Source organism: Pseudoalteromonas sp. C12FD-1 (genome assembly GCF_037414265.1).
GTDB lineage: Bacteria > Pseudomonadota > Gammaproteobacteria > Enterobacterales > Alteromonadaceae > Pseudoalteromonas.
In genome coordinates, this window is sequence record NZ_JBBEVD010000069.1 from 256,455 (window position 1) to 268,695 (window position 12,241).

The 12,241-nt window shown below is 40.4% G+C and carries 8 protein-coding genes; 4 read left to right on the forward strand and 4 right to left on the reverse strand.

Going from position 1 to position 12,241, the window contains the following annotated elements; all coding sequences use genetic code 11:
- The first annotated feature begins 4 nt into the window (after positions 1–4).
- The 4 genes from WDB87_RS11205 to WDB87_RS11220 all read left to right on the forward strand — a co-directional run bounded on the left by WDB87_RS11205 (position 5) and on the right by WDB87_RS11220 (position 7,271).
- A complete protein-coding gene (locus WDB87_RS11205) occupies positions 5–460 on the forward strand; it encodes a nuclear transport factor 2 family protein (RefSeq protein ID WP_337849914.1) in 456 nt (151 codons plus the stop codon).
- A gap of 14 nt (positions 461–474) precedes the next feature.
- Positions 475–1,713 carry an NRAMP family divalent metal transporter gene (locus tag WDB87_RS11210; RefSeq protein WP_337849915.1) on the forward strand — a complete coding sequence of 413 codons (1,239 nt, stop codon included), beginning with the start codon at positions 475–477 and terminating at the stop codon, positions 1,711–1,713.
- A 449-nt stretch (positions 1,714–2,162) separates the two neighbouring features.
- Positions 2,163–4,517 carry a TonB-dependent receptor gene (locus WDB87_RS11215; protein ID WP_337849916.1) on the forward strand — a complete coding sequence of 785 codons (2,355 nt, stop codon included), beginning with the start codon at positions 2,163–2,165 and terminating at the stop codon, positions 4,515–4,517.
- Between the two features lie 351 nt (positions 4,518–4,868).
- Complete coding sequence (locus WDB87_RS11220; protein WP_337849917.1) at positions 4,869–7,271, forward strand: TonB-dependent receptor; 2,403 nt, start codon at positions 4,869–4,871, stop codon at positions 7,269–7,271.
- A gap of 338 nt (positions 7,272–7,609) precedes the next feature.
- Here WDB87_RS11220 and WDB87_RS11225 read toward each other — a convergent pair whose 3' ends face one another.
- From WDB87_RS11225 to WDB87_RS11240, 4 genes are read right to left on the reverse strand one after another with little or no spacing between them, the layout of a single operon-like run.
- Positions 7,610–8,464 (reverse strand): hypothetical protein, encoded by an 855-nt coding sequence (locus WDB87_RS11225; protein ID WP_337849918.1) that lies wholly within the window; start codon positions 8,462–8,464, stop codon positions 7,610–7,612.
- Entirely contained in the window at positions 8,461–9,564 is a 1,104-nt protein-coding gene (locus tag WDB87_RS11230) for an ester cyclase (protein WP_055013939.1), read from the reverse strand. The genes WDB87_RS11225 and WDB87_RS11230 overlap by 4 nt, the downstream gene beginning before the upstream one ends.
- Before the next feature lie 9 nt (positions 9,565–9,573).
- Positions 9,574–10,539, reverse strand: coding sequence for an ester cyclase (locus WDB87_RS11235; protein WP_286246652.1), 966 nt, complete (start codon positions 10,537–10,539; stop codon positions 9,574–9,576).
- A 10-nt stretch (positions 10,540–10,549) separates the two neighbouring features.
- A complete protein-coding gene (locus WDB87_RS11240; protein WP_286246654.1) occupies positions 10,550–12,160 on the reverse strand; it encodes a sodium:solute symporter family transporter in 1,611 nt (536 codons plus the stop codon).
- Positions 12,161–12,241: the final 81 nt, after the last annotated feature.

The window sequence follows — 12,241 nt, forward strand, 5'->3', positions numbered from 1 at the left end:
TAAAATGTATAAAACACTATTTTGTGTGTACTTGTTCATACCTGTCATTTCGTTTGCTTCGCAAAATGGCATAGACGCGTGTAAAAACACTATTCAATCCTACCCCCAATTTAGAGATAACGGCCCAGTGCTTGATTATTTAAACTTATTTACTAATGACGCCGTGTTTACGGTAAAAAAATTAGGCATACTCAGCAAAGGTAAAAAACAAATTGAGCAACGCTTAATTAAAGCACTTGAAACCGATAACACGACACATGCTATGGATAATATAAGTATACATCAACACGCCGGTGGTAATTACAAAGCTGAGTCTGACTTTTCATTAACGCTGAAAAAACGGTTAGATAAAAAAGCCTCCAAAGTATTCATTACGGGTACATATAGCGATGAACTTTTTTTTGATGGAGCTAAGTGCTTAATTAAATCTCGTGACGTTATTATTAAAACAAAAACATAAGAGTTGTAATTACTATGTTTAAATTTTTTAACCGATTAGGCCCTGGTATTGTTTTTGCTGCCATGGCCATTGGAGTTTCTCATTTAGTGCAGTCAACCCGCGCTGGTGCAGAGTACGGTTTGAGCTTGCTTGCAGTAGTAGTTTTAGCCTCTCTTTTAAAATATCCATTATTTAGATTTGCGGTGCAGTACTCTGCTATTACAGGTAAATCATTATTAGGGGTATATCAGCAAACAGGGCCGTTTGCTAAGTGGGTACTTATATTTTCTGTATTGCTCGATATGTTTGTATCAACAGCAGCAGTGGCATTGCTTACCGCTGGCGTAATAAAGTATGTATTGGGCTTGAGTATGGCCAATATTTGGGTAGTACTCTTGGTTTTTATTAGCCTATGCGGGTTACTTATTGCTTCGGGTTATGGATTGTTTGAGAAATTTTCTAAGGTGATGGTATTTGTTTTCACTTTTTTATGTTTAGTTACCGTTGCCATAATTATTCCTGATGGTTTTAAGGCGCCGGTATCGTTATTTCCTAATATTGAAATGACCTCCGGATTTTTACTCTTTTTAGTTGCTATGGCAGGATGGATGCCCAATCCGCCCAGTGCGTCATTCTTTTTATCAGCATGGTCGGCCCATAAACATTCCCCCACTAATTGCTCTAAAATGGCTAAACAAAATGTAAAAAATATTCTGTTTGATATAAACACGGGCTACGCAATTACTATATTTATAGCCATTTGCTTTGTTGCTATTGGTGCCATATTGATTTATAGCAAAGGGGCGGTCATTGGCCAGCAATCACCAATGATGTTTGCTAAATACTTAATTGAACTGTTTACTAGTACCATAGGAGCGTGGGTATTTCCTATTATTGGCACTACTGCAATTGTGGTTATGGTATCAACCCAGTTTGCATTAATGGACGGCTCTCCTCGTATGTTAAGCCGAGTCTTTACTAAAGACGAAGGCAGCAAGCATTTATACATTACTTTTTTGATGATGCAAATTGTAGGTGTAATACTGATCATTCATTTTTTTGCCAGCTCATTTAAAAGCTTTATCGACTTTGCCACAAGCGTTAGCTTTATGACCGCGCCATTTATCGCGATAATTAACCATAAAGCGATGCTTTCAAGTGACATACCGTTAGATCATCGGCCAAGTAAGCTTTTACAAATATGGAGTGTGATTGGCGTTATATCAATGTTTTTAGCTGCCGGTTACTTTATTTACTCAAAAATATTAATGTAATAGGTGCTTAATTTTGTAACGGAACATCAGTACTTAATTGAAAATTAATTTTGTACTGATGTTTAAAGTAAATCTTAAATATCATTTGGACTTCGAAGTCTAAATGGCGTACTTTGTTTGTATTCCTTTCCTTTTCTTTGTTTAAAACTCCTATATTAAACTGATCAAACCAGTAAATTTAAATCAGCTGTAAAAATTAAATTTGTTTATTATTAGTTGTTTGGATGTTTATTATGCCTTTGTTTTTTAACGCGTGTTATAAATATGTAAAACTTTTCTTTAATCTTTATTGCATTCGAATGCAAAAAGCGATAGTTTTTATAAGTCGAAAAAATAGGCATTTAAATCGCGCTTTTAATAATTATTAATACTAAAAATACGATAGCGGGTTATTTAGCCCTTAAATGCTTAATAAAATAACTTATATCAACAGGTGGAGAATTAATCTCATGGCCGCACATATTTTACGTAAAACACTTATTTTTGCTGCTGTAAATACGGCGTTATTGGGCTCAGCCTCGGTACATTCGCAAGAGGCAAAGTTAAACCCTAACAAAGAGTTGGAGGTTATTTCGGTTACCTCTACTAAGCGTGTTAAAAGTATTCAATCAGTACCGTTAGCTGTGACAGCTGTATCGGCTAAAGATTTACTGGAAAATGGCGTTACTGATATCTTAAACCTTGACAGCTTAGCGCCAGGTTTAAAGTCTGGCGTGTCGGGTAGTGATGCTCGCCCAGCTATGCGAGGTGCCAGAACAGAGCAAGTAGAAGCTAACGATGTTGCTATCGCGTTTTATTCTAACGGTGTTTATCGTCCTCGCCACGGGCAGGCGCTTGCTGGTTTTGTAGATTTAGAACGTGTTGAAGTATTACGTGGGCCACAAGGTACATTGTTTGGACGAAACTCATTTGGTGGGGCAATTGATGTAATAGCTAAAAAACCAGAGCTCGATATTACTGAAGGTGGTATGGCTGTTACATTTGGTAATTATGGTCATTTACGTGGTGAAGGTTTTTTTAATACAGCGCTTACTGATGACACTGCAGTACGTTTTACTGGGGTTCGAGAAATAAGGGATCCCTACGTTGAAAATACATTTAATGAAGATGCAGGCTTAAAAGATGCTGATATGTATTTTTTACGCGGCCAAATTTTTACCGAAATTAACGACGATATAAATTTAAATGTAAAAGTGGAAACGTGGCAAGACGACTCTAATGGCGGTGGTGCATTTGGTTATCATATTTTAGGTGTGCCTATAAATCCAGCCACAGGTAAAACAAGCTTGTCGGCCCCATTAACTGAGCGAATAGGTCGCGATGATGTATGTGGCAGTAATTGTGGCCGCTTTGGTGCAGGTTTAGATAACGTAGCAACACCAGGGCTTGATACAGCACAGGCGGTTTCGTCAGACCCATTCAGTCAGCAGTTTGACTATAATCCATCGCGGGATGTAAGTGATGTAAGCATTAGTGCAGAGCTTAACTGGTCATTAGAGTCGGTGGATTTAAAAGTGATTGCAGCCTCAATGGATTATGAAGAAACGCGTCTTACTGATGGTGATTTTTCGACGTATGCAACCACAGTTGATGGTAATGCGATTGAATCAAAAACAAACTCGTTAGAAGTGCAGGTTAGCTCAACGTATGAAAGCGACTTTGAATGGGTAGCCGGTATTTATTTGTTTTCAGAAGATTTAGATAATGCATTTTTAAATGGCAGCTATGGTGCCGTGGTTGACAATGTGCCAGATACAACCCAACCACAAGAATTTCAGTACGCGTCTTGGTTAAATCAAATTCAATTAGAAACGCGATCCGCAGCGGCTTACTTCCAAGGTAACTATGCTTTTAGTGATGATACTCGTGGTATAGCTGGTATTAGATACACAAATGACAGCCGTGAGTGGGATATTTACGGGCAAAATCCAGATAATTTAAGTACGCTTGATTTTTCTGTGCTTGAGGTTGATAACGCAGATGACGACTGGAGCAAAGTAACATGGAAATTAGGGCTTGAGCACGATTTAACAAATTCTCAACTGCTTTATGCAACGGTATCTACAGGCTTTTTAGCGGGTAATGCTCAGGGTGCTTTTAATGGCGAAAATAGCTATGACGAGCAAACAGTAACGGCTTACGAGGTTGGCTTTAAAAGCATGTTGCTTGATAATTCATTAAGACTTAATGCTTCTTTATATTATAACCAGTACGAAGATCTCCTCTCTACCCGTTTTCAAAACGTGGGTGGTACGGCAGTCTCGTTTTTTGGTAATGCAGGCGAAATTGATGCGACAGGCTTAGAGCTTGAAATTGATTGGCAGGTAAGTGATGCACTTCGCCTAGGGGCACGCGCCGCGTTTACAGACTCAACTTATGGCGATTTTGTAACACCAAACGTATTTGAAGAAGGTGGAGAGACTATTAACGGTGTAGATAACTTACTGCAACTTGATGGTAATGACGTGCAACTAAGCCCTAAATACAATATTACACTATTGGCCAGTTATGAGTTTGACTTAGGTGATAATGGGCGAGTGGTGCCTGCTACCAGTATTCAATTATCGGATTCGTATACGACCAACGATTTGCCTTTTTCATTTGGTACTCAAGAAAGTTACCAAAAGTACGATGCTAGCCTTGCATGGTATTCGGCAAATAATGAGTGGTCTGTGCGTGCGTATGTTCAAAATGCTGGAGATGAGCTTATATTACTTAGGACAGTCCGCTTTGGTGGTAATGTAGCTGCGGCCGATTATGCTAATCCGCGCACTTATGGTGTAAGGGTAGGCTATAACTTTTAGGCATTATTTAATGATGTACTTTAAGATTTTAGCATAAGTGTAAGTTTGTGCATTTTGCTAAAATATAGCGTTTAAATTTTAAATTAAACAATCGCTTACATAGAGCCAGTAATAAATTATTACTGGCTTTTTTGTGTTTCGAAATCACTTTATTTTAATTTTAACTTGTTGTTTTATATTGGTTAATATTAGCAAGGTTATTATTTGTACAAAAAGTTGTTGATCTTTTTGACTCCGAAGTCTATTTTAGATCCATGCATTTTCAATTGATACAACTTGTTTACTGTAATAATTGAAAATGTAGGTTTTGGGGAGAACTAAATACGTTTTATACTCGGGAGAATAATTATAATGAAAGCTAAATTTACACGGACTCTCGTTCATTTTGCTGTCACTGGCGCTATTGCAGCAACCACAATGAATGCCCACGCCGCGCAAGAGCCTGAATCGGCACAAGTGCAAGAACACGTTAAAGAACCTGCCATTGAGCGTATAGCGGTAACCGCTAACAGACGCTCGCAAGACCTACAGGAAGTATCATCATCAATAACAGCATTAGGAGAAGGGGACATTGCCCGCGCTGGTATTATTGATGTTACTGGTCTTGAACAAGTAGTACCAGGCTTACGTATGGGGTCGTCGGGTGGTGAGGTTCGCCCTGCCATGCGTGGCGCTCGCACCAACGAAGTCGGTGTAGCAGGCACCGGTATTGCTGAGCAAATTGTAGGTATATTTCAAGATGGTATTTATGTACCTACCACTTCATCAGGCTTGGGGGCACTGGTGGATGTACAACGTATTGAGGTATTACGTGGGCCGCAAGGCACGTTATATGGGCGTAATACGTTTGCAGGCAGTATTAATATTATTACTAACCAACCTGTTTTTGATGATTTACTGGGGAGTATAAAAGTTGAAACAGGCAGTTATAACCGCAGTGCTTACGAAGGAATTATAAATATTCCGGTGAGTGACACCGTGGCAACTCGTTTTGTAGTGGCCTCTGATCGCCATGATGGTTATATCAATAATTTAGTCATTCCAGGGCCTTCAGATGATTTACGCGAAAAAAATCAGTTTTATATGCGTAACGTTACTAAGTGGGAACCCAACGAAAAGTTTAATGCCACAGTACGCTTTGATTACTCGCGTAAAGACTCAAACTCAGAAGCTATTTGGGGTTATCAGCAAATAGCGGGCTACCAAATTGAAGAAACCTCGCCGGGGTCGGGTGTATTTAACACCACGCCTACAATAACCGAGGGGCATATTTATCAGCCTAGTGATGCACAGCACGAAGACCTTGGCCCATATGATGTTTACCGCAATGGTTTTTCACTTGATAAGCAAGAAAGTTTTTCGACCACATTAGCACTTGAGTGGTATACCGACTTTGCAGATATTAAATGGACCACTAATTATTCAACACTTAGTGGTAAGCAATATTACGATAACGACTACAGCGATGGAGGTATAGATTTTGTAGGTGGCTTTGGCCGTGAGGATGACCAAAAAACACTTTCATCTGAACTGCAATTTTCATCAAACGATGACGGTGACTTTTCGTGGATTGGTGGCCTTTATTACTTTGATCAAGAAGCCGACTGGAGCTGGTTATCGCATGCAGATACCACAGGCGACGGTGTATCAGACTCTGTTGTAGTGCCTTCGTGGGGGAACCCTGATTACGACCCACATACAGCTAAATCAATTGCGGCATATGGACAACTACGTTACCAAATAACAGAAGATTTGCGTGTCATTGGTGGCCTACGTGTAAACCAAGACGATAAAACATTTACCGGCGATACAATTCCTGATTGGGATGACTCAGCACTGCTTTATAAAGCGGCTGCCGAGTACGACATTAATAACGATATTATGGTGTATGCAAGTGTAGCAACTGGCTACAGAACCGGTGGCGCAAACGATTCGCGCGTAGTGGCTCGCGGTGCTGACCCACTTTATGATAACGAAGATGTTATCTCTTACGAAATGGGTATGAAAAGCTATTTGCTTGATGGCGCAATGCGTTTAAACCTTTCGGTATTTATGAACGAATACGAAGATGTAAAAGCACAGTTATTTGCAACCTCATGTAACGATACGACCGCTGGCGATACTGTTTTAGAGTGTGTTGCAGCAGGTACAGCTACCACATTTGAATACTACGAAAATGGTGGTGATGTAGAAACTGTGGGTCTAGAAGCTGATATTCAATGGGTTCCAATTGATAACCTAACACTAACCGGTACAGTATCACTGCTTGATAGTGAATTTGCTGATGGTTACGCGGTAGGTAATGAGCAACTTCGTCCATTATTGGCTTTAGGTAACTTAGAAGGCCGCCAAGACATAAACGACAGCGCTAGCCAGTTTAGTTTTGAAGGCTGGAGCCCAGCTATGGCGCCTGAATACAGTGTTGGTTTTTCAGCTCGTTATGAGTTTAGCTTAGGGGGAGACTCGTACTTAGTACCGTATATTCAACTAAATTACTTAGACGATTACTACGCGTTTGATACGAATATTCCAGAGGTGCAAGTAGATGCGCATTTAATGGCTGATGCACGTTTAACGTGGTACATAAACGACAGTGTGCAAGTAGAGGCATACGTTAAAAATATTGGTGATAAAGCCATTTTAACCCGTGGTGTAGTGCACTCACAAATTGTTGATGGCTTACCTGCAAACTCAGTACAAGCTAACTGGAACAACCCACGTACGTGGGGCGCAAGCTTAAAATATCAGTTTTAGAATTTCCTAAAATGGCCGCTACGGTCATTACTTTCAGCCAGCTGTTTACTAGCTGGCTTTTTTGTTTCCTGCTCCTCTCATTCTCAAAATTAATTAATGCCAATCCATTTAATTAAGCGATCAATTTTAAGGCTAGAAAACGTGTTGATAGCTAGGAGAAAAATCGCTATTTAGTTGTGCTCGGCAATTGCTTCTGCATTGCTCTCCCTTCTGTATCCATGCAGTCGTAAATGAGGGTATTTAAACGCAGGTAGCGACATATTTAGCCCCGCAAAGTGATAGAGTATTGGTAAAAAAAAGCGCTCAGTGAGCGCTTGAAGGGAAGTGAAAAGGTTAACCTATAGTGCAAATTGCTGGTTTAGTGCCAGCGTGTCGTATTGCATTACTTCGTGGGTTATTTGGTTATCTGTAATGCTAATAACGCTGAGTATTTGCTGACGTACGCGTACGTTTTTAGCATTAAAGCTGCCATCAAGGGTCCAGCATACGGTGGCTTTGTTTTGCGTGCTGTCATACTCAACGGTTTCTAGCTGGGCATAACGCCTACTTAGCGATTGCGTAAAATCTAAATGGCAATCCAGCAGTGCACAGATTGGTTGTGGCTCTGTATTACCTGCAAGAATGGCTGTAGCGCTTGGAGTATATAGGGTATTAAAGTGAGCCAGGTTGTTGGTTTGCCAAATTTTCCACCAGTTATCTAAAGTACGAGCAATGTGAGAGGGTAGCTCGCAGATAGCACTGGGTGTTGCATGAAAGGTGGTAGGGTGTAGCTGATTATCTAAATCGCTAACAATAATAGGGTCACTTTTTGGTAATTTAGGAATAACCGAGCTGTTATTTATTGTTGTATTTACATACTCATTATTAGCCAGCGACAGCGTATCCACCACGCACTTTATTGTTTTTATAAAGGTGTTATTATGTCTAATTACAAACGTTAAGCGTACTGGGTTTTTAAGCTTTTTAGGCTGTAAAACCAGCTGTAAGGTTTCACGTTCTGCGCCTACACTATGTGTGTGCGATACACACTCAGACACCCCATATTGAGCTAAAAAGCTAAGCCATAAAGGCTGTGCCTGCAAAGCCCCCATGGCTGTAAAGTGGTGCTGTTGCCAGCGGCTGCTGCGAAGCAATTTGCTGCTTAGTGTTTCAATGTCGGCTTTAGTGTATAAATCTATAATCGCGTTGATCATGCATTTTCCTCCAGCTGTGCTTTGTTGACTAATGCATGTGCTTTAAATAAGTTTGCATAAAGTGCTACTTCATCAAAAACGGTGATTTCTTCGATGATTTTTTTGTTTTTAATGCGTAAATGCGATGCGCCTAAAATAAAGTAAGGCTGCTGTTTAAGCTCACTTAGCTCGCTATTTTGCGGATTAAAATGCCCAGCAAGTGACCAGCGTATCGCTACATCTGTTGTGGTTTCGTCAAATGGAGTAATGGCTATATGATCGATTGTTAATTTGGCATCGGGGCAGGTGGCAAAAAATTGTATAAATACCCCGTTTATTTGTGCAAGTCCGGTGGCCATTCTGCCACTAGGCCATTGCTGCGATGCCGTTAAGCTGTAAAACTCGTGCACTTTAGCAAACTGCTTTTGGTTAAATAATGTATCTAGCCAATGGTGAGCAAATGCAGCCAATTCGCCTTCTAAAATGGGCGTACTTGCTACGCGGTGATCTATTGCTACTACACGGTTAAATTCATCATTTAGCCACTGTGTGTGCTTATCTTTACTGGGAATGTTTGCCATGTGTTTGGCTACATTAATAATGTTTAAGCCAAGCTGTTTAACTAAAAAGCCGTTGTCGCGCACAAGCCACTCTTTAACTATTTTATTTTCAAAGCATACGCAGTCGGCTATGGTTGTAACGCGGCCGGTTTTATTCGTTGCAGGGCCAAACTCTGAGTTACCTGTGTTGGTCATTACACTACTAATTAAGTGTGACGAATAATAATGCTCGTTCGCTTCTTCTGAAAACACCACGTTTTCGCCAATTAGGCTTCTGTCGGGGAAGGCCGCAATGGTTTTAAGGGTGCCTTGAATAACATCTTCTATGTTTTCGCCATAGGCACCAAGGGTAAAAACAGGGCATATATCGGCGTAATAGCGATAGCATAAGCCAATGTTTTTTTGCTCCCATATACGGTGTGTTATACGCAAAATATAATCAACGATATCAACAAATTCGTCATCAAAACCGATTAAAGGCTGTTGTTTGTTACCTTGCGGGTTTAACACGCTTGATAACGGCAGCCAGTAAGGTTGGGTCATATTATTGTGTTTGTTCATGCTCACCTCTTAATTAGTTGCGGCTATTTTGCGTTGCATTTGCTCAAAAATATCAATGCCCATTCCATCTAATAAATGAGGGATATCAATAGCGACCCAGTTTTCTTTTAATATGCCGTTTTCGCAGCGCCAAAAGTCCATGACGCGTGGGAACAGCTTATTACCAGAAGGCGGTAAACCTAACCAGTCTTCACCGGTGTGGGTACCATACATATGCGGCCAGCCACCGGTGGCTACAAAGTTATCGTGACTGACTAAACACAGCGTTTTATTAATACCGCGATCAGGAAAGCCTTTTAAAAATGGCCCTTGATGGTGCTCTCTAAAACCGCTAATTCCGCGAGTTGTACCAATGCCTGCTGGGCCATACCAAATAAAATCTGGGTGCCAGTATTTTTCTAAATTAATGCTGTATAAGTCTTTGCCGTCATAGCGGCCAAGCTCTGCGAGCATATCAACCACAAGTTTCTCGTTGGTTTTGCTAAGCGTTTCGTTTTTATTGCTTGTGGGTACGCCATCAAGTGTAGTGGGGGGCATAACTAAGCCTGAGTAACCTAAGCTTGGGCGTAATGGGTTTACGCCTACTTGGTTCATTACATCAATTAAATCTAAAAAGGTGTAAACATTAACTACTTGGTTGTTTTCTATTTGCGCCATTTCGCTGTAGCGAATAAACACACTTTTGCCACTGGCAGGAATACCCAATAAAGGCTGTGTAAATGTGCCGGTAAAATAACCTGTGGCACACACCCACTGCTCGCCTTTATAGTCTCCCTCAATAGAGATAAACGGCTTGCGCTCTATATCAGGTAACGAATGTTTAAGCACGCCAAAGTAGTCGTCAATCACATTTTGTTTTGTACTAATAGGCTCAAAAGGGTGGCTTACCTGCCATTGAACGGTGTCTGCAAGTAATGCTTGGTTTGGTAATTCTGCAGCGCTGAAGTTCTCAAAAAGTTGTTCTAAAATATTCATTTATTTCACCTTACACAAAATATTCAAATAACATGAGAGAGGCAAAGCTCAGTACAAAAAAGCCAAGTAGCCAATAGTTTATTGAGTCAAACTTACCCGGAATTAAGTACCAGCCGTTTTCTTTTTCTGGACGATTTTGATCTTTAAATGCTTTTAACTGACCTTTGATGGTGTATTCGTTGTAATCTTTTTGAAAGCCATCAAATGTAATACTTAACGAAATACTAAATACAAGGCAGGTTATTGCGCCTATTGCACAGTACCAAGGCCACGCTATATCGGTATAAAGGGCACAAATAGCAACAGTAATAAACGACACCAAAGTACCTATTAGTAAGCCTTTTTCGGTGGTGTGCTTTGAGAAAAACCCAAGCGCAAACATGCCAAGTTGTGCACCGACAAAGTACGAGCCTACTTTAGTAAGTATTTCTAAAATTGAGCCTTGGCTGTACAGGTGGTACATAATGGCCGGAATAATAATGATCACCGCCCAACCAAGCGTAAATAAGCGAGTTACATTTAAATAGTGAGCGTCGTTTTTTTCAGGGGCAAAGTACTTTTTATAAAAATCGATAGTACTTATGGTCGAAAGTGAATTAAGCGCAGAATCGAGGCTCGACATAGAAGCGGCCATTACCGCAGCAGCAATAATCCCCATTAATCCTGGTAGGCCATAGTCGGCTGCAAATTGTAAAATAATTAAGTTGTCGTTTTCAAAAGTGCGCCCGCCGTAGTAGCTATAAAACAGCACACCCATAAATATAAAGAACAAGTAAATAAAGAACGCGATAAAGCCCATTAATAAGTACGACTTTTTAGCATCGCCAATATTTTTAGCTGCGAGCGTGCGTTGCACCATCATTTGGTTAGTGCCATAGACAGTAATGTGGTACAGCGACATAGCCAACACGCCAGACCACACGGTAGTCACTTGGGTAAAGTCGAGCGAAAAATTGAGCGGATCTAACTTACCTTGGGTTTTTAGCTCGCTAAGTGTTGCGCTAAATGAGCCATCCATTGAAGTAATAAGCGCATACATAATAATACCTGCCCCTATAAACAAGATGCCTGACTGAATGACATCGGTCCATATAACGGCGGTTATGCCACCTAACATAGTATAAATAAGGGCAATTATAGTGACCAAAAATATGGCGGTTATAACGTTTATATCAACAATAAAAGCCAGTACGAGTGAGGTGGCGTAAAGCACCGCGGCTGAGCCCATTGTTTGTGATATTAACCAAATGGTAGAGATAAGTAAGCGGGCTTTTTTACCAAATCGACGCTCTTGGTATTCGTAAATAGAGGCCACTCCAGCGTTGTAAAAAAACGGAAAAAACAAACACACTACCGCCACTATAACCAGCGGGTAGTTTAGGTGTATGGCAATAACCGAAAGTCCTTCTTTGTAAGACCACGCAGGAGCACCTAAAAAAGTGAGCGCACTGACATAAGTAGCAACAACCGATATACCAATAGCCCACCAAGGTGTCGTTTTTCGACCTATATAAAAGTCGTTTGCGCTACTGATTTTTTTACTAATTACAAACCCAAGAATTAGGTTGGCAATTATGTACCCGATGAGAATGCTCCAATTCAACAATCCAAAATCATTCATAATTAATCCTGTTAGATTAGGTTTACGGGCTTGAGAGCCTATTTGTATTTTTTATTTTGAATCATCATGAATCACTTTGAC

Coding starts and splice junctions, on each gene's coding strand:
- WDB87_RS11205 (WP_337849914.1), top strand. CDS start 5: ATGTATAAAACACTATTTTGTGTGTACTTGTTCATACCTGTCATTTCG.
- WDB87_RS11220 (WP_337849917.1), top strand. CDS start 4,869: ATGAAAGCTAAATTTACACGGACTCTCGTTCATTTTGCTGTCACTGGC.
- WDB87_RS11230 (WP_055013939.1), bottom strand. CDS start 9,564: ATGAACAAACACAATAATATGACCCAACCTTACTGGCTGCCGTTATCA.
- WDB87_RS11225 (WP_337849918.1), bottom strand. CDS start 8,464: ATGATCAACGCGATTATAGATTTATACACTAAAGCCGACATTGAAACA.
- WDB87_RS11235 (WP_286246652.1), bottom strand. CDS start 10,539: ATGAATATTTTAGAACAACTTTTTGAGAACTTCAGCGCTGCAGAATTA.
- WDB87_RS11240 (WP_286246654.1), bottom strand. CDS start 12,160: ATGAATGATTTTGGATTGTTGAATTGGAGCATTCTCATCGGGTACATA.
- WDB87_RS11210 (WP_337849915.1), top strand. CDS start 475: ATGTTTAAATTTTTTAACCGATTAGGCCCTGGTATTGTTTTTGCTGCC.
- WDB87_RS11215 (WP_337849916.1), top strand. CDS start 2,163: ATGGCCGCACATATTTTACGTAAAACACTTATTTTTGCTGCTGTAAAT.